Raw genomic sequence first — 17,763 nt, 5'->3', positions numbered from 1 at the left:
CCCTGCCGCCGACGCCGCGCGCGAGGCCACGGCACCCGCCGCCCCCGCCTCGCAGCCCGGCTACGACCCGGCCGTCGACCCCGACGACACCGGCGTGCCGGCTCCGTCGACCGGCGACCCGTCCGAACTCGGTCGAGGATTCTTCTCGGCACTCTTCGACCTCAGCTTCCGCACGTTCATCACGCGCCGGCTCGCCAGTGCCTTCTACCTCGTCGGTCTCGTCGCGATCGGCATCGGCTTCCTCGTGTACCTGATCGGCGGCCTCATCCGCGGCATCGCGCTGCTGTGGCCGAACCCCGGCGCAGGCGTCAGCCTGATCGTCGCGACGGTGATCATCGTGCCGATCGTCACATTCCTTTCGATCATCCTGCTGAGGTTCGTGATCGAGGGTGTCGTCGCCCTCATCGCCATCGCCGAGAACACCGAGCGTACGGCCGAGAACACGAAGGGCTAGGCGAAGAGCTCGAGCTCGCCGGGCGCGCCGTCGCGGACGCGCAGGCCCGCGGCATCCGCCCACCGCACGAACCCCGCGCGCGACGCGACGCGCGGGCGCTCCTCTGCCAGCCGGCGCACCAGCGCGCCCTTGGCGTGCTTGTTGAAGTGGTTGAGCGCACGGACCGCTCCCCCCTCGCCCTCGGTCACGACGCGGACGTAGGAGGAGGCGACGGATGCCGGTACCGGACCGAGCGCGACGTACGCTTCGGATCTGAGGTCGAGCACGAACCGCGGCACGAGCGCCTCGATCGCTGCGGCGACGGCATCCGCCCACACGCGACGAAGCGGTGGGAGCCCCGGCAGCGATGCCGCGGCGCCGAGGCGGTACGCGGGGATGGGATCGAGGGCGCCGACCGGACCGAACGGCGCCGAATGCACGAGCACGTGCGCGCCGACCCAGCGGCGTGCGGCGGAATCGAGGGATGCCGCGTCCAGCGCGTCATAGAGGACGCCCGTGTAGCGTTCCACAGCAGCCATCGTGGGTGCGTCACGCAGCCCCGCGTTCACCGCGACCTCGCCGAGCTGGGTCGCCCCCAGCTTCAGCACGCGAACCGCCTCGTCGGAATCTGCCGAGAGGGCGACGAGGGCGTCGACGGCCGCCTCGCGCTGCGGTGCGAGCTGTGGCAGCGCGAGTGAGGCGACGTCGAGCGGACGCCGAGATCCTCCGGGCCGCTTCGTCTCGGAGGGGGGAAGCAGGATCAGCATGGGCGACGGACTCCGGGGAAAGCACGACGGCCGGTCCGCGTGGGACCGGCCGTCGTGACTGCGTGCTGTCTGGTCAGGAGATGAGCGCCGCGTTGCCGGCGACGATCGTGAGCTCGTTGCCCTCCATGGAGAGGAACCCGTCCTGCGCGTTCGCGACGATCTTCGTGCCCGAGGACTGGGTGATGCGCACCTGGCCTTCGGCGAGGATCGCGAGGATCGGCTCGTGGCCCGGCATGAAGCCGATCTCGCCGACCACGGTCTTGGCGACGACGAGGGACGCCTCGCCGGACCACACCTCCGCGTCAGCGGAGACGAGACTCACGTTGAGCGGCATGTCAGCCGTTCTCCTTCTGGATCTGCGCCCAGCGCTCTTCGACGTCGCCGATGCCGCCGACGTTGAAGAAGGCCTGCTCGGCGACGTGGTCGAAGTCGCCCTTCACGATCGCGTCGAACGACTCGATGGTCTCCTTGATCGGGACCGTCGAACCCTCGACACCGGTGAACTTCTTCGCCATGTAGGTGTTCTGCGAGAGGAACTGCTGGATGCGGCGTGCACGAGACACGACGATCTTGTCCTCTTCCGAGAGCTCGTCGACACCGAGGATCGCGATGATCTCCTGCAGTTCCTTGTTCTTCTGGAGGATCTGCTTGACGGCGGTGGCGACACGGTAGTGGTCGGCGCCGATGTAGCGGGGGTCGAGGATGCGGCTCGTCGAGGTGAGCGGGTCGACGGCGGGGTACAGACCCTTCGACGCGATCTCACGGGAGAGCTCGGTGGTGGCGTCGAGGTGGGCGAAGGTGGTCGCCGGCGCCGGGTCGGTGTAGTCGTCGGCGGGGACGTAGATCGCCTGGAGCGAGGTGATCGAGTGACCGCGCGTCGAGGTGATGCGCTCCTGGAGCACGCCCATCTCGTCGGCGAGGTTCGGCTGGTAGCCCACCGCGGAGGGCATGCGGCCCAGCAGCGTCGAGACCTCGGAGCCGGCCTGCGTGAAGCGGAAGATGTTGTCGATGAACAGCAGCACGTCCTGCTTCTGCACGTCGCGGAAGTACTCCGCCATCGTCAGGGCCGACAGCGCGACGCGCAGACGCGTCCCCGGCGGCTCGTCCATCTGGCCGAACACGAGCGCGGTCTTGTCGAAGACGCCCGCCTCCTCCATCTCGTGGATGAGGTCGTTGCCCTCACGCGTGCGCTCGCCGACACCGGCGAACACCGACACACCGCCGTGGTCCTGCGCGACGCGCTGGATCATCTCCTGGATGAGGACGGTCTTGCCGACACCGGCACCGCCGAACAGGCCGATCTTGCCGCCGAGCACGTACGGGGTCAGCAGGTCGATGACCTTGATGCCCGTCTCGAACATCTGCGTCTTCGACTCGAGCTGGTCGAAGTTCGGGGCCTTGCGGTGGATGCCCCAGCGCTCGGTGATCTCGATCTTCTCGCCCGGCTCGGCGTTGAGGACCTCGCCGATGACGTTGAAGACCTTGCCCTTGGTGACGTCGCCGACGGGGACCGTGATCGGGCCGCCGGTGTTGCGCACCTCCTGGCCGCGGACCATGCCGTCGGTCGGCTTGAGCGAGATCGCGCGGACGAGGTCGTCGCCGAGGTGCTGCGCGACCTCGAGCGTGATCTCGGTGCTCTCGCCATCGAGGACGATGGTGGTCTTCAGCGCGTTGTAGATGTCGGGGATCGAGTCATGCGGGAACTCGATGTCGACGACGGGCCCGGTGACGCGGGCGACACGCCCGACGGCCAGGGCTTCCGTCTTCACGTCCGTATTCTCGGCGGTGAGGCTCATGGCTTCTTCTCTTTCGTGTGGTCTATTTGCCCGACGCCAGAGCGTCGGCGCCGCCGACGATCTCGGCGATCTGCTGCGTGATCTCGGCCTGGCGCGCGTTGTTGCGCAGGCGGGTGTAGTCGGTGATGAGCTTGTCGGCGTTGTCGCTGGCGGACTTCATCGCCTTCTGCGTCGCGGCGTGCTTCGCGGCCGACGACTGCAGGAGCGCGTTGAAGACACGGCTCTGGATGTACACCGGCAGGAGCGCGTCGAGCACCGTCTCCGCGTCCGGCTCGAACTCGTAGAGCGGGTACACCTGAGCGGTCGCGGCCTCATCGGCCTCGACGACCTCGAGCGGCAGCAGGCGCACCGTCTCGGGGGTCTGCGTCATCATGCTGACGAAGCGGTTGTAGACGAGGTTGATCTCGTCCACGCCGCCGTCGACGCCACCGCGGTCGTACGCGTCCAGCAGCACCGCCGCGATCTCCTCCGCCGTGGTGAAGTGCGGGGTGTCGGTGTCGCCGGTCCACTCCGCAGCGCTCGGCATGCGCCGGAACTGGAAGTACCCGACGGCCTTGCGGCCCACGAGGTAGAACACCGGCTCCTTGCCCTGCTGACGCAGGAGCTCCGCGAGCTCGAGACCCTCACGGAGGATCTGCGAGTTGAAGGCACCGGCGAGGCCGCGGTCGGAAGCGAAGATCACGACCGCCGAACGGCTGATGACCTCGCGCTCACGGGTGAGCGGGTGCTCGACGTTGGAGTGCGTCGCCACGGCGGAGACGGCCCGCGTCACGGCACGCGCGAAGGGCGACGACGCGCGCACACGCGCCATCGCCTTCTGGATGCGCGAAGCCGCGATGAGCTCCATCGCCTTCGTGATCTTCTTGGTCGTCTGAGCAGAATTGATCTTCTGCTTGTAGACCCGCAGTTGTGCGCCCATTGTCCTTGTCCGGTGTCGCCTAGCGGCGGCCCTTGACGATCTTCTCCTGGTTCACGTCGTCGGCCTCGGCAGCGGCGACCTCTTCGTGGCCGGGCTGCGAGATCGTCTGGCCCTTGCCGGCCCGGAACTCGAGGATGAACTCGTCAGTCTTCTTCGCGAGCTCTGCGGCGGTGTCGTCGTCGAGGACGTTCGTGTCGCGGAGCGTGTCGAGGATGGTGGTGTTGCGACGCAGGTAGTCCAGCAGCTCGCGCTCGAACGACAGCACATCCTCGACCTCGATCGAGTCGAGCTTGCCGTTGGTGCCGGCCCAGATCGAGACGACCTGCTCCTCCACCGGGTACGGCGAGTACTGCGGCTGCTTGAGCAGCTCGGTCAGGCGCGCACCGCGGGCCAGCTGACGACGCGATGCCGCGTCGAGGTCGCTCGCGAACATCGCGAAGGCCTCGAGCGAGCGGTACTGGGCCAGCTCGAGCTTGAGCGTGCCGGAGACCTTCTTGATCGACTTGACCTGGGCGTCACCGCCGACGCGCGACACCGAGATGCCCACGTCGACCGCGGGACGCTGGTTGGCGTTGAAGAGGTCGGACTGCAGGAAGATCTGGCCGTCGGTGATCGAGATCACGTTGGTCGGGATGTACGCGGAGACGTCGTTGGCCTTGGTCTCGATGATCGGGAGACCCGTCATCGAGCCCGCGCCGAGCTCGTCCGACAGCTTCGCGCAGCGCTCGAGCAGACGGGAGTGCAGGTAGAAGACGTCACCGGGGTACGCCTCGCGGCCCGGCGGGCGGCGCAGCAGCAGCGACACGGCACGGTAGGCCTCGGCCTGCTTCGACAGGTCGTCGAAGATGATGAGGACGTGCTTGCCCTGGTACATCCAGTGCTGGCCGATGGCCGAGCCGGTGTAGGGGGCGAGGTACTTGAAGCCGGCGGGGTCGGAGGCGGGAGCCGCGACGATGGTCGTGTACGCCATCGCGCCGGCGTCCTCGAGCGCGCCCTTGACGGCGGCGATCGTGGAGCCCTTCTGGCCGATCGCGACGTAGATGCAGCGGACCTGCTTGTTCTCGTCGCCCGACTCCCAGTTCGACTTCTGGTTGATGATCGTGTCGATCGCGATCGCGGTCTTGCCGGTCTGGCGGTCGCCGATGATGAGCTGGCGCTGGCCGCGGCCGACCGGGATCATCGCGTCGATGGCCTTGATGCCGGTCTGCAGCGGCTCGTGCACGCTCTTGCGCTGCATGACGCCGGGCGCCTGCAGTTCGAGGGCACGGCGGCCTTCGCTCGCGATCTCGCCGAGACCGTCGATCGGGTTGCCGAGCGGGTCGACGACGCGGCCGAGGTAGCCCTCGCCGACGGCGACCGAGAGGACCTCGCCGGTGCGGGAGACGGGCTGGCCGGCTTCGACGCCGGAGAACTCGCCCAGCACGACGACACCGATCTCGTGCTCGTCGAGGTTCTGTGCGAGGCCGAGCGTGCCGTCCTCGAACGTGACGAGCTCGTTCGCCATCACGCCGGGCAGTCCCTCGACGTGCGCGATGCCGTCGGCCGCGTCGATGACGGTGCCGACCTCGGTCGCCGCTGCCCCGGTGGGCTCGTAGGCGGCGACGAAATCCTTCAGCGCGTCACGGATCGCATCCGGGCTGATTGACAGTTCTGCCATGGTTTTCCTTCGTTCGGTGGGGACGAGGCCCCGAAGTCTCCGCCTGCGGCGGGAAGTCAGTGCTAGCCGGCGAGTCGCTGGCGGAGGTCGGCGAGGCGCGACGACACGGTCGCGTCGATCACGTTGTCGGCGATCTGCACGCGCAGCCCGCCGACGACGGTCGGGTCGACGACGGTGTTGAGCGTGACCGAGGCGCCGTAGCGGGCCGACAGGGTCTTGGCGAGCCGCTGGATCTGCAGGTCGCTGAGGGCGGCGGCGCTGTAGACCGTCGCGACGGTGCGTCCGCGCTGGTCGGCGACCGTCTTCATCGCGTGCGCCAGCAGCTGACGAACGCGCCGCTCACGCGGCTGACGGACGAGGGATGCCGCGACGAGCGTCGCAGCCGCGCTCGCGCGACCGGCCAGCAGCGTCTCGACGAGCGTTCCCTTCGCGGCGGAGTCGCCGAGGCGACCGCCGAGCGCGAGCTCGAGCTCGGGGTTCTCGGCGACGGTCCGCGAGAAGCGGAACAGCTCGGCCTCGACGTCGGCCTCGGGCGCGGCGATCGCGGCCGCACGGACCCCGAGCTCGACGATCCCGTCGACGAGGTCTGCGGCCGATGACCATCGCTGCTCGACGACGGTGGTCAGCAGCGACGCCGTCGTGGGCTTCACGGCCGGGCCGAAGACACCTGCGACGACCTGGCGACGAGCCTCGACGGGCGCGGCGGAGTCGGCGAGCGCGCCGCTCAGCTGCGACGAGTCGCCCACGGCGCGCGCCGCGGCGAAGAGCTCGCCCGCCACGTCGAGATCGACACCCGACGCGGCGCCGAGCGCCGACGTCGTCGCCGCGAGGGCCTGAGTGGTCGCGCTGCCCATTACGCCTTGGCCCCTTCGGCCTCGAGCTCGGCGAGGAAGCGGTCGACGACGGCCTGGGCCTTCTTGTCGTCGGACAGCGTCTCGCCGATCACGCCACCGGCGAGATCGAGGGCGAGCGTGCCCACTTCGCTGCGCAGCGATACGAACGCCGACTGGCGCTCGGCTTCGATCTGCGCGTGCGCGGAAGCGGTCAGACGAGCAGCCTCGGCGGTTGCGGCATCCTTCGCCTCGGCGACGATCTTCTTGCCGTCCTCACGGGCGGCGTCGCGGATCTCACCGGCTTCCTTGCGCGCTTCGGCGAGCTGCGAGGTGTACTCCTCGAGCGCGGCCTCGGCCTTGCGCTGGGCCTCGTCGGCCTTGGCGATGTTGCCTTCGATCGCCGTGGAGCGCTCGTCGAGCATCGTCTTCATCCGGGGAAGGGCGACCTTCCAGAAGATGAAGAGGATGACGATGAAGCACACCGACGACCAGATGATGTCGTACCACGCGGGGATGAGCGGGTTGGGCGCAGCCCCCTCTTCCGCGGCGTACGCGACAAGAGCGTTCAGCATCCTGTCTCCTTAAGGCTGGGAATCGGTGCGATCAGATGAAGATGAAGTAGGTCGCGATGCCGATGAAGGCGAGCGCCTCGGTGAAGGCGATACCGATCCACATGAGGACCTGGAGGCGGCCGGCCAGCTCGGGCTGACGGGCGACGCCCTCGATCGTCTTGCCGACGACGATGCCCACGCCGATGGCCGGACCGATCGCCGCGAGGCCGTAGCCCATCGTGGCCACGTTGCCGCTGAGCTCGGCGAGAACCGTAGTTGCGTCCACGGATTTTTTCCTTTCGGTTGAGGGCGGCTGTGAGCCGACCCGCTTAGTGCTCTTCCGCGACCGCGAGCTGGATGTAGACCGCGGTGAGGAGAGCGAAGACGTACGCCTGGAGGACGGCCACCAGGATCTCGAACAGGGTGAAGACGAAGCCGAAGGCGAGGCTGCCCGCGCCGAGCAGACTCCACCAGCCGCCGAGGTCGACGACGAAGAACTGGGTCGCCGCGAAGAAGAGGACCAGCAGCAGATGGCCGACCATCATGTTCATGAGGAGTCGGAGCGTCAGGGTGACCGGACGGATGATGAACGTCGAGATGAGCTCGATCGGCGTCACGATCACGTAGATCGGCCACGGCACACCCGACGGGAAGAGCGAGTTCTTGAAGAAGTTCTTCGGGCTCTTCTTGATGCCGGCGTAGATGAAGGTGACGTAGCTGACGATCGCGAGCGTCAGCGGCACCGCGATGATGCTCGTTCCGGCGATGTTCAGGAACGGGATGATGCCCGTGATGTTCATGAACAGGACCATGAAGAACATGGTCGTGAGGATCGGCAGGAAGCGCTGGGCGTCCTTCTTGCCCAGGAGGTCTTCACCGATGTTGACGCGAACGAAGTCCAGGCCCATCTCGACGAGGCTCTGGAAGCGGCCGGGCACCATCTTCATGCGGCGCGTGCCGAGCCAGAAGATCAGCACGATCGCGATCGTCGCGAGGAACTGGATCAGGTGGATCCGGTGGACGGGGATGACGCCGAACGCTTCGAAGAGGATCTCGGGAAAGAACTCGTCGATCGACGGCCCGTGGAACTCGGGGGGTGCGTCAGCGGCAAGGGGGGCGATCAGGGTCGCAGCTTGAGTAAACAGCGCTGGCTCCAGCTTCGGGGCACCGGCGTAGAACCGTTGCGACGATGGTCGGTGAGCGTCACTCCGCGGGGCTCAGCATTCGAGCGGCGGGCGCGGGAATCAGCCTATCAAACTCGCGGGGCTCCTGAGTCCCCCCGCTCGTCCACGCGGTCCCCGGCTTCGGGATCGGTGGGCAGTTCGATGTCGCTCACATGGGGAACCCGCATCCGGAGCATGACGACGACGTCGACCACGAGCGAGGCGAGCACGCTGACGACGATCGAGACGAAGAACACCGTCGGCGAGATCCACGGCTGATCGCGCAGCAGCAGCAGCGCGACGATGAAGACCACGAACTTCAGGATCCAGCCGCCCAGCACGATCGCGAAGAACAGCTGCACATACAGCGGATCGCCGTACCAGCGGTTGGCGATGAGGATGCTGGCTCCGGTGATCGCGAGGAAGATCGCCGCGATCAGCACGCCCAGCAGCGCACTCCACATGCCTTCGGCGCCGGCGACGAGGTAGCCCACGATCGCTCCGATGATCGCCAGGGCGCCGGTGACGGCGGCCGACCACACCAGCACGGTCCGCAGGATCGGAGTGCTCGAGATGGGAGCGCTGGGAGCGGGGGTGGGTGTGGCGTTCATCGGGCGTCCTCCAGGACGGGATCGGTGGCGGATGCCGCGGCGGCGCGGCGTGAAGGCGTGAGGGTGACGACGAGGCACGCGACGATGCCGACGACACCGAAGACGACGCCGAGCAGGTAGTCGCCCGGCCATTCCTCGGTCGTGCCGATGTACATCAGCAGTACCGAGAGGCTCACGATCGCCGTCCAGGCGTAGAAGATCAGCACGGCGTCGCGATCGGAGTGTCCCATGTCCAGCATCCGGTGATGCAGGTGCTTGCGATCGGGCGAGAACGGCGACTTGCCCTTGCTCATGCGGCGGACGACGGCGAGACCGAAGTCCAGCAGCGGCAGGAGCACGATCACCACGGGCAGCAGGATCGGGATGAAGGCACCCAGCAGCTGCGAGCGGCCGAACTCGTCGTTGTCGCCGACGATCGCCGGCGGCAGGTTACCCGTGATCGCGATGGCCGAGCACGCCATGAGGAGCCCCAGCATGAGCGCGCCGGAATCGCCCATGAACAGCTTCGCGGGGCTCCAGTTCATCGGCAGGAATCCCGCGCAGACGCCGATGAGCACGGCGGCGATGAACGATGCGAGCGTGAAGTACGTGCTCGCGCCGGTGTCGCGCACGAGCAGGTACGAGTAGGCGAAGAAGATCCCGTTCGCGATGAGGCAGACGCCGGCGACGAGTCCGTCGAGGCCATCGATGAAGTTGACGGCGTTCATGACGACCACGATCGAGAAGACCGTGAGGGTGAAGCTCACCCAGCTCGATCCCACCGCCAGTCCCCCGATCGGCAGCGAATAGATCTGCAGCTCGCCGAACCAGGCGATGATGCCGGCGGCGAGGAACTGCGCGCCGAGCTTGATCATCCAGTCGAGATCCCACACGTCGTCGGCGACGCCGACGACCACGATCAGGGCGGTCGCCCCGAGGATCGCCCAGATCTGCTGCGGCTGCGCCCACACGATGGAGAAGAACGGATGCTGCGACGACACGAGGAACGCCGCGATCACGCCCAGGAACATCGCGATGCCGCCGAGGCGCGGCGTCGGCGTCTTGTGGACGTCGCGCTCGCGGATGCCGGGATACAGCTTGTACCGCAGACTCAGTCGCCACACGCTCCACGCGAGGACGAAGGTCACGGTCGCGGTGAAGAGGATCGTGAAGACGTACTGCTTCACGGGGAGTCCGGGTCGTCCGGGTCCGGCTCGAGCAGGTCGACCAGCACGGCGCGCAGCTGGTCGCGACTGACGGCGCCCTCGCGCAGCACCCGCACCATCGGCTCGTCCGAGCCCACCAGACTCGTCGCGTCGATGATCGTCGAGGCGATCCCGGTCGCCGACGGACCGCCGTCGAGGTAGACGGCGACGCTGTCGCCCAGCATCCCCTCGGCGTCCTCCGCGGTGATCGCAGCGGCGACGCCGGTGAGGTTGGCGCTGGAGACGGCGAGCGGACCGGTCTCTTCGAGAAGCTCGAGCGCGATGCGGTGCGCGGGCATGCGGACCGCGACCGTGCCGCGGGTCTCGCCGAGATCCCACGACAGCGACGGCTGCGCCGGCAGCACGATCGTGAGTCCGCCGGGCCAGAACGCCTCGACGAGCCGCTCGACCGCTTCGGGCACTTCTGCCACGAGCGCCCGGAGCGTCGTGACTCCGGCGACGAGGACGGGAGGCGGCGACTGACGGTCGCGTCCCTTGGCCGCGAGCAGCCGGGTCACCGCGCGTGCGTCGAAAGCGTCGGCGGCGACGCCGTACACGGTGTCGGTGGGGAGGACGACGAGCTCGCCGCGGCCGATGGCCTGGCGCGCCTGACGCAGGCCGGTGAGAAGCTGCGCCTCGTCTCGGCAATCGAAGATCGGGGACATGTCACCCCGATTGTAGGCGGGAACCCTGCGCGATCACGGTCGGACGGCGGTCGTGGCGCGATCGCGCATCGTCAGATCGGGGTGCGTCGCGCTCGCCCGCCAGCCATCGGCGTCGAGGATGCCGCGGATCGCCTCGCCCTGCCACTCGCCGTGCTCGATGACGATCACCCCGCCCGGATGCGCGAGGCGGAGTCCGACCCCGCTCAGCACGCGGATGACATCGAGCCCGTCTGCGCCGCCGTAGAGGGCAGCCGGCGGGTCGAAGAAGCGCACCTCGGGATCACGCGGGATCGCGGCATCGGGGACGTACGGCGGGTTCGACGCGACGACCGAGACGGTGCCGTCGAGATCGGGGAACGCGTGCTCGAGGTCGACGAACGCGAGAGTGGCGTTGTCGTCTGCACACTTTGCGAAGTTCTCCTTCGTCCACACGAAGGCGTCGACGGAGTTCTCGGCGGCGAAGATGCGGGCGTGCGGCACCTCGGTGGCCATCGCGAGCGCGATCGCACCGCTGCCGGTGCCGAGGTCGACGGCGATCGGCGCGGGTGAGGCGGCCGCGCGGAGCGCGTCGATCGCGATCTGCGCGACGATCTCGGTCTCGGGTCGGGGCACGAAGACACCCGGACCAACGCTCAGCTCGAGGTGGCGGAAGGGTGCTGACCCCGTGATGTGCTGCAACGGCTCGCGCGTCGCGCGCCGCGTCACGAGGGCGTCGAAGCGAGCGAGATCCGCGGGCCCGAACGCGTCGCCGCGGATCGCAGCGGCCTGCACTCCCCCGCGCCCGGCACCCAGCACGTGAGCGGCGAGCAGCTCGGCGTCGACCTCGGGGTCGGCGACGCCGGCGGCGGCGAGACGGGCGGCGGCGCTGCGCAGCGCCGGGCCGAGAAGGGTGGGGGGATCTGAGACAGCCATGAGCGGCATCCAGCCTAGGCGCACCACGGGTTCGGGTTCGTTGTCACACAAGGACTCACAGCCCACCCGCCGCCCTAGAGTTGTCTGCGCAACACGCCCATATGCGAAAGGCCCGACATGACCGGCATCCTCCCCGACATCACCGCTGCCTTCGGGAACACCCCGCTGGTGCGCCTCAACCGCGTCGCGGAGGGCGTGGGCGGCAACGTGATCGTCAAGCTCGAGTTCTACAACCCCGCCTCCAGCGTCAAGGACCGCCTGGGCATCGCCATCGTCGACGCCGCCGAGGCGTCGGGGCAGCTCCAGCCGGGCGGCACCATCGTCGAGGCCACCAGCGGCAACACCGGCATTGCCCTCGCGATGGTCGGCGCCGCCCGCGGCTACCGCGTCGTGCTCGCGATGCCCTCGTCGATGTCGATCGAGCGCCGGCTGCTGCTCAAGGGCTACGGTGCCGAACTCGTCCTCACCGACCCGGCCGGCGGCATGAAGGGCGCCGTCGCCAAGGCGGAGGAGCTCGTCGCCGAGATCCCGGGCGCCGTGCTCGCCCGCCAGTTCGAGAACGAGGCGAACCCCGAGATCCACCGCAAGACCACCGCCGAGGAGATCATCCGCGACACCGACGGCCAGGTCGACTACTTCGTCGCCGGCATCGGCACGGGCGGCACGATCACCGGCGTCGGCCAGGTGCTCAAGGAGCGCGTGCCCGGAGCGAAGGTCATCGCCGTCGAGCCCGCCGATTCGCCGCTGCTGACCAAGGGCACCCCCGGTCCTCACAAGATCCAGGGCATCGGACCCAACTTCATCCCCGCGATCCTCGACCAGGGCGTCATCGACGAGGTCATCGACGTCGAGTTCCCCGACGCGATCTCGACCGCGCGCGCCGTCGGCGCGAAGGACGGCATCCTCGTCGGCATCTCGTCGGGTGCCGCGATCTGGGCAGCGCTCCAGATCGCCGCGCGCCCCGAGGCCGAGGGCAAGAACATCGTCGTGATCGTGCCGTCGTTCGGCGAGCGCTACCTCTCGACCGCCCTCTTCGAGGATCTGCGAGAGGATTGAGCGACTCCTCCGAGAAAGGCGCTCCGTGCCCGGCATCCACTCCGACATCACCACCGCGTTCGGTGACACACCCCTCGTCCGGCTGAACGCCCTCACCGAGGGCCTGGGCGGCGAGGTGCTCGCGAAGCTCGAGTTCTACAACCCGGGCTCGAGCGTCAAGGACCGCCTCGGGTACGCACTGGTCGAGGCCGCCGAGGCCGCAGGAGAACTGCGGCCCGGCGGCACGATCGTCGAGTCGACCAGTGGCAACACCGGCATCGCGCTCGCGCTCATCGGCGCCGCGCGCGGGTACAAGGTGATCCTCACCATGCCGGCGTCCATGTCGAAGGAGCGGCGCATGCTTCTGAAGGCATACGGCGCCGAACTCGTCCTCACCGACCCGTACAAGGGCATGACCGAGGCGGTCGAGACTGCGGAGCGCATCGTCGCCGAGACGCCCGGGGCGATCCTGGCCCGCCAGTTCGAGAGCGCCGCCAACGCCGCCGTGCATCGCCGGACGACTGCGGAGGAGATCTGGCGAGACACCGACGGCCGCGTCGACTGGTTCGTCGCCGGCTCGGGCACCGGCGGCACCATCACCGGCGTCGGCCAGGTGCTCAAGGAGCGCAACCCCGACGTGAAGATCGCCGTCGTCGAGCCCAAGGACTCCCCCATGCTCTCCGAGGGGCGCGCTGGCGGTCACCGCATCCAGGGCATCGGACCGAACTTCGTGCCCGGGGTCCTCGACCGCTCGGTCATCGACGAGATCTTCGACGTGGAGTTCGACGACGCGATCCGCGTCGCGCGCGACCTGGCGCTGCGAGAGGGCATCCTCGCCGGCATGTCGGCGGGCGCAGCCGTGTGGGCCGCGCTCGAGATCGCCGCCAGGCCCGAGGCCGCCGGCAAGCGCATCGTCGTGATCGTGCCCGACTCGGGCGAGCGCTACCTGTCGACGGCGCTCTACGAGCACCTGCGCGAGCCCGAGAAGGCTCAAGCATGAGCCGCGTCCGCAGGGCGCTGCTCAGCGTGCGCGAGGACATCGCCGCCGCGAAGCTGCGCGATCCCGCCGCCCGCAGCGGTCTCGAGATCGCCCTGCTGTACCCGGGGCTCCACGCACTGTGGGCCCACCGCGTGTGGCACTTCCTGTGGGTGCGCCGCGTTCGCTTCCTCGCGCGCGCCGGTTCGCAGATCACCCGCTGGCTCACCGGGATCGAGATCCACCCGGGCGCCACCATCGGGCGGCGCTTCTTCATCGACCACGGGATGGGCGTCGTGATCGGCGAGACGGCCGAGGTCGGCGACGACGTCATGCTGTACCACGGCGTCACGCTCGGCGGTCGCCAGCGCGAGGGCGGCAAGCGCCACCCCACGATCGAGGACGGCGTCGCGATCGGCGCCGGCGCCAAGGTGCTCGGGCCGATCACGATCGGGGCGCACTCCGTCGTCGGCGCGAACGCCGTCGTCACGCGCGATGCCCCCGTCGACAGCGTGCTGGTCGGGGTTCCCGCGAAGGCCCGCCCGCGTCGGGTGGGCGAGGACACGCGAGCGATCCTCACCGCTCCCGACTACGTCATCTGACGACGGACCGGATGCTGCTGCATCCCCTCACTTCTCGGCGCGACGCTCCTCGATCTTGTTCTTCAGGAAGATCATCGGCAGCAGCCATGTCGCGAGGGCCGTCACGAGCCACACGATCACGGGGAGCAGGATCCACGTCAGCAGGACCGGCTCGCTGAAGATGAAGCCGCCGAAGGGCAGCAGGGCCACGATGATCAGCGCGATGAGCGTGGAGATGATGCCGATGCCGCCGAGGAACGCCGGCGCATTGCGCTTGGCGACGGTGGCGATCCACGGGGCGAGGATGCTCTGCAGCACCGCGAAGATCAGGACGCAGAGCACGAAGCCGCCCCAGTCCGACCAGTCGATGGCGAACCCGGGAAGGATCCAGTCTGCAATCAGCAGGCCCAGCGCAGCAGACGCGATGAAGATGAGCGTGCGGATGAGGAAGATGATCATGGCGCCGACGATATCGCCGCGCACCGCCATCGCGCGTCAGGATCGCCGATCCCGACACCGTGGCTCCGTCAGCCTTCCCCGCCGAGGGCAGCCAGTCGCGCCTCTTCATCGGCCTGGATCGCCGACTCGACGATCGGCTCGAGAGCGCCGTCCATGACCTGGTCGAGGTTGTACGCCTTGTAACCGGTGCGGTGGTCGGCGATGCGGTTCTCGGGGAAGTTGTACGTGCGGATGCGCTCGGAGCGGTCCATGCCGCGGATCTGCGACTTCCGGGCATCGGATGCCGCCGCATCGCGCTCTTCCTGCTGCTTGGCGAGCAGGCGCGCACGCAGCACGCGCATGCCGGCCTCACGGTTCTGCAGCTGCGACTTCTCGTTCTGCATCGACACGACGATCCCGGTCGGCACGTGGGTGATGCGCACCGCCGAGTCGGTCGTGTTGACTGACTGGCCGCCGGGACCGGACGAGCGGAACACGTCGATCTTCAGGTCGCTCGGGTTGATCGCGACCTCGTCGGGCTCGTCGACCTCGGGGAAGACGAGCACGCCCGTCGTCGAGGTGTGGATGCGCCCCTGCGACTCGGTGGCCGGCACGCGCTGCACGCGGTGCACGCCGCCCTCGTACTTGAGGTGCGCCCACACGCCCTGCGCGGGATCGGCCGATGAGCCCTTGATCGCGACCTGGACGTCCTTGTAGCCGCCGAGGTCGGACTCGTTGCGCTCGAGCAGCTCGGTCTTCCAACCCTTCGACGCCGCGTACTGGAGGTACATCCGCAGGAGATCAGCCGCGAACAGCGCGCTCTCGGCGCCGCCCTCGCCCTGCTTGATCTCCATGATGACGTCGCGCGCGTCGTCGGGATCACGGGGAATCAGCAGGCGCCGAAGGCGCTCCTGCGCATCCGCGAGGCCCGTCTCGAGAGACGGGACCTCTTCGGCGAAGGCATCGTCCTCACGCGCGAGTTCGCGCGCAGCATCCAGATCATCGGATGCCGCGACCCAGTCCTCGTAGGCCTTCACGATGCGGCTGAGCTCGGCGTAGCGCCGGTTCACCCGCTTCGCGCGCGCGGCGTCGGCGTGCACGGCCGGATCGGAGAGCTCGACCTGGACGGCCGCGTGCTCCTCGATCAGCGCGCGTGCAGAATCGAACATCGCGGGTTCGGACACGGCGGCTCCGCTCAGCGGATGCTGTTGTCGTGCGCGTGGCTGTGACCGCCGCCGCTCGCAGGCGTCGGGATCGACTTCTGCATCTGCACGAGGAACTCGACGTTCGAGCCGGTCTCCTTGAGCTTGCCGAGGACGACCTCGAGAGCCTGCTGCGGGTCGAGGCCTGCCAGCGCCCGACGAAGCTTCCAGGTGATCTTGACCTCGTCGGCCGACAGCAGCATCTCTTCGCGGCGCGTGCTCGACGCGTTCACGTCGACGGCCGGGAAGATGCGCTTGTCGGCGAGCTGACGCGACAAGCGCAACTCGCTGTTGCCGGTGCCCTTGAACTCCTCGAAGATCACGTCGTCCATCTTCGAGCCGGTCTCCACGAGCGCGGTCGCGAGGATCGTGAGCGATCCGCCGTTCTCGATGTTGCGCGCGGCGCCGAAGAAGCGCTTGGGCGGGTAGAGCGCCGAGGCGTCCACGCCGCCGCTGAGCACGCGACCGGAGGTCGGCGCCGAGACGTTGTAGGCGCGGCCGAGGCGCGTGATCGAATCCAGCAGCACGACGACGTCGCGACCGAGTTCCACGAGGCGCTTCGCGCGCTCGATGGCGAGCTCGGCGACCGTGGTGTGGTCTTCGGCGGGTCGGTCGAAGGTCGAGGCGATGACCTCGCCCTTGACCGTCCGCTGCATGTCGGTGACCTCTTCGGGCCGCTCGTCGACGAGCACGACCATGAGGTGGACCTCGGGGTTGTTCGTCGCGATCGCATTGGCGATCTGCTGCAGCACGATGGTCTTGCCGGCCTTCGGGGGCGCGACGATGAGGCCGCGCTGGCCCTTGCCGATCGGGGCGACCAGATCGATGATGCGCTGCGTCAGCTTCTCGGGCGCGGTCTCCAGGCGCAGGCGCTCCTGCGGGTAGAGCGGCGTGAGCTTGCCGAACTCGACGCGGGTCGCGGCGTCTTCGACCGAGAGACCGTTGATCGCGTCGACCTTGACGAGCGCGTTGTACTTCTGGCGGCTCGACTGCTCGCCCTCGCGCGGCTGCTTGATCGCGCCGACGACGGCGTCGCCCTTGCGGAGGTTGTACTTCTTCACCTGGCCGAGCGAGACGTAGACGTCGCTCGTGCCCGGGAGGTAGCCCGATGTGCGGACGAAGGCGTAGTTGTCGAGCACGTCGAGGATGCCGGCGATCGGGATGAGGACGTCGTCCTCGCCGATCTCGGTCTCGAACTCGTCGCCGGGCTGAGTGCGGCGCTTGTTGCGCTGACGGCCACGGCCGCCGGCCTGCGACTGGTCGTCGTCGGCGTCGGCCGACTGCTGGCTCGGAGCCTGCTGGGCGTTCTGGGTGTTCTGGTTCTGAGCGCCCTGGTTCTGGGCGTTCTGGTTCTGGCCGCCCTGGGCCTGGCCGTTCCCAGCCTGACCGTTCTGACCGCGGTTGCGGCTGCGGCTGCGGCTGCGGCTGCGGCTGCGCGACGGGGTCTCGTCGGTCGAGGCCTCGTCGGCGGTGCCTTCGGCGGCGGGCGCCTCGGTCGCGTCGTCAGCGGGGGTCTCGGCCACCGGAGCGGCCTCGACGTCGGCGGGTGCGTCCACGACGACCTCGACGGGCGCCTCGACGACGACCTCGGCGGGTGCGTCGACGGATGCTGCCGCGTCGGCGTCGACGGGCGCAGCAGCCTCGGCGGGCGCCTCAGCCTCGACGGAAGTCTCAGCCGGTGCCGGCGCGGCATCCGCTGCGGGCACATCGGTGCTCTTGGCACGACGCGGCGCGCGCTTGCGCGGCGCCTTCGCGACGGGTGCCTCGACGACGGGCGCCTCAGCCTCGACGACGGCTGCCGCTTCGGGCTCGGCGTCGGCGACGACGACCTCAGCCTCGGCTGCGGACTCGACGGCGTCGGCTTCGACCGGCGCCTCTTCGGGCGCTGCCTCTTCCGTCGCGGCGGTCTCGACCGGGGCGGCCTCGGCGGCCTCGGTCACGGTCTGGATGTCCTCAGCGCCTTCGGGCGCGTCGACGCGCTCGTCGACGGGGGCATCGGTGTGGATCTCGGAGATGGACTCCACGAGTTCTCCCTTGTGA

The 17,763-nt window shown here is 68.8% G+C and carries 20 protein-coding genes; 4 read left to right on the top strand and 16 right to left on the bottom strand.

The window, feature by feature from the left end; translation table 11 throughout:
* Positions 1–454 (top strand): DUF4282 domain-containing protein (locus FFS15_RS17370; RefSeq protein ID WP_137846312.1); only part of this gene is annotated, 454 nt, incomplete at its 5' end.
* Here the strand turns inward: FFS15_RS17370 and FFS15_RS17365 are convergent.
* The 13 genes from FFS15_RS17365 to prmC all read right to left on the bottom strand — a co-directional run bounded on the left by FFS15_RS17365 (position 451) and on the right by prmC (position 11,491).
* Positions 451–1,200, bottom strand: coding sequence for a peroxide stress protein YaaA (locus FFS15_RS17365; protein WP_137846311.1), 750 nt, complete (start codon positions 1,198–1,200; stop codon positions 451–453). The two genes, FFS15_RS17370 and FFS15_RS17365, sit on opposite strands and share 4 nt — an antisense overlap.
* Positions 1,201–1,273: 73 nt before the next feature.
* A complete protein-coding gene (locus FFS15_RS17360; protein ID WP_137846310.1) occupies positions 1,274–1,534 on the bottom strand; it encodes a F0F1 ATP synthase subunit epsilon in 261 nt (86 codons plus the stop codon).
* A 1-nt stretch (position 1,535) separates the two neighbouring features.
* Positions 1,536–2,996, bottom strand: a complete 1,461-nt coding sequence (atpD, locus tag FFS15_RS17355) for a F0F1 ATP synthase subunit beta (RefSeq protein WP_137846309.1) — start codon at positions 2,994–2,996, stop codon at positions 1,536–1,538.
* 22 nt (positions 2,997–3,018) lie between these two features.
* Positions 3,019–3,915: a F0F1 ATP synthase subunit gamma gene (locus FFS15_RS17350; protein ID WP_137846308.1), complete on the bottom strand. Its 897-nt coding sequence runs from the start codon at positions 3,913–3,915 to the stop codon at positions 3,019–3,021.
* A gap of 19 nt (positions 3,916–3,934) precedes the next feature.
* A complete protein-coding gene (gene atpA, locus FFS15_RS17345; RefSeq protein ID WP_137846307.1) occupies positions 3,935–5,572 on the bottom strand; it encodes a F0F1 ATP synthase subunit alpha in 1,638 nt (545 codons plus the stop codon).
* A gap of 62 nt (positions 5,573–5,634) precedes the next feature.
* On the bottom strand, positions 5,635–6,426 hold the full coding sequence (locus FFS15_RS17340) for a F0F1 ATP synthase subunit delta (RefSeq protein WP_137846306.1): 792 nt from the start codon (positions 6,424–6,426) through the stop codon (positions 5,635–5,637).
* Positions 6,426–6,977 (bottom strand): F0F1 ATP synthase subunit B, encoded by a 552-nt coding sequence (locus tag FFS15_RS17335; RefSeq protein WP_137846305.1) that lies wholly within the window; start codon positions 6,975–6,977, stop codon positions 6,426–6,428. The genes FFS15_RS17340 and FFS15_RS17335 overlap by 1 nt, the downstream gene beginning before the upstream one ends.
* A gap of 31 nt (positions 6,978–7,008) precedes the next feature.
* Positions 7,009–7,242, bottom strand: coding sequence for an ATP synthase F0 subunit C (atpE, locus tag FFS15_RS17330; protein WP_137846304.1), 234 nt, complete (start codon positions 7,240–7,242; stop codon positions 7,009–7,011).
* 43 nt (positions 7,243–7,285) lie between these two features.
* A complete protein-coding gene (gene atpB, locus FFS15_RS17325) occupies positions 7,286–8,080 on the bottom strand; it encodes a F0F1 ATP synthase subunit A (RefSeq protein WP_171013260.1) in 795 nt (264 codons plus the stop codon).
* Between the two features lie 128 nt (positions 8,081–8,208).
* On the bottom strand, positions 8,209–8,730 hold the full coding sequence (locus FFS15_RS17320) for a hypothetical protein (protein ID WP_137846302.1): 522 nt from the start codon (positions 8,728–8,730) through the stop codon (positions 8,209–8,211).
* On the bottom strand, positions 8,727–9,896 hold the full coding sequence (locus FFS15_RS17315) for an MraY family glycosyltransferase (protein WP_137846301.1): 1,170 nt from the start codon (positions 9,894–9,896) through the stop codon (positions 8,727–8,729). The genes FFS15_RS17320 and FFS15_RS17315 overlap by 4 nt, the downstream gene beginning before the upstream one ends.
* Complete coding sequence (locus FFS15_RS17310; RefSeq protein WP_137846300.1) at positions 9,893–10,579, bottom strand: L-threonylcarbamoyladenylate synthase; 687 nt, start codon at positions 10,577–10,579, stop codon at positions 9,893–9,895. The genes FFS15_RS17315 and FFS15_RS17310 overlap by 4 nt, the downstream gene beginning before the upstream one ends.
* A gap of 33 nt (positions 10,580–10,612) precedes the next feature.
* On the bottom strand, positions 10,613–11,491 hold the full coding sequence (gene prmC, locus FFS15_RS17305) for a peptide chain release factor N(5)-glutamine methyltransferase (protein ID WP_171013259.1): 879 nt from the start codon (positions 11,489–11,491) through the stop codon (positions 10,613–10,615).
* 117 nt (positions 11,492–11,608) lie between these two features.
* Here prmC and cysK (FFS15_RS17300) point away from each other — a divergent pair, with 117 nt between their 5' ends.
* Genes cysK (FFS15_RS17300) through epsC form a run of 3 tightly spaced genes read left to right on the top strand, consistent with a single transcriptional unit; the run spans position 11,609 to position 14,104 of the window.
* Positions 11,609–12,547, top strand: coding sequence for a cysteine synthase A (gene cysK / locus FFS15_RS17300; protein ID WP_137846298.1), 939 nt, complete (start codon positions 11,609–11,611; stop codon positions 12,545–12,547).
* A gap of 25 nt (positions 12,548–12,572) precedes the next feature.
* A complete protein-coding gene (gene cysK, locus FFS15_RS17295; protein WP_137846297.1) occupies positions 12,573–13,526 on the top strand; it encodes a cysteine synthase A in 954 nt (317 codons plus the stop codon).
* Positions 13,523–14,104, top strand: coding sequence for a serine O-acetyltransferase EpsC (epsC, locus tag FFS15_RS17290; RefSeq protein ID WP_137846296.1), 582 nt, complete (start codon positions 13,523–13,525; stop codon positions 14,102–14,104). The genes cysK (FFS15_RS17295) and epsC overlap by 4 nt, the downstream gene beginning before the upstream one ends.
* A 27-nt stretch (positions 14,105–14,131) precedes the next feature.
* Here the strand turns inward: epsC and FFS15_RS17285 are convergent, their stop codons facing one another.
* The 3 genes from FFS15_RS17285 to rho all read right to left on the bottom strand — a co-directional run bounded on the left by FFS15_RS17285 (position 14,132) and on the right by rho (position 17,747).
* The gene (locus FFS15_RS17285) at positions 14,132–14,542 is read right to left on the bottom strand and encodes a hypothetical protein (protein WP_137846295.1); all 411 of its coding nucleotides are present in this window, start codon (positions 14,540–14,542) and stop codon (positions 14,132–14,134) included.
* Between the two features lie 68 nt (positions 14,543–14,610).
* On the bottom strand, positions 14,611–15,690 hold the full coding sequence (prfA, locus tag FFS15_RS17280; RefSeq protein ID WP_137846294.1) for a peptide chain release factor 1: 1,080 nt from the start codon (positions 15,688–15,690) through the stop codon (positions 14,611–14,613).
* Between the two features lie 26 nt (positions 15,691–15,716).
* A complete protein-coding gene (gene rho, locus FFS15_RS17275; RefSeq protein WP_212743185.1) occupies positions 15,717–17,747 on the bottom strand; it encodes a transcription termination factor Rho in 2,031 nt (676 codons plus the stop codon).
* Positions 17,748–17,763: the final 16 nt, after the last annotated feature.

It is taken from the genome of Microbacterium sp. 2FI (assembly GCF_005502885.1).
GTDB lineage: Bacteria > Actinomycetota > Actinomycetes > Actinomycetales > Microbacteriaceae > Microbacterium.
This window is presented reverse-complemented; position numbering and strand designations above follow the sequence as displayed.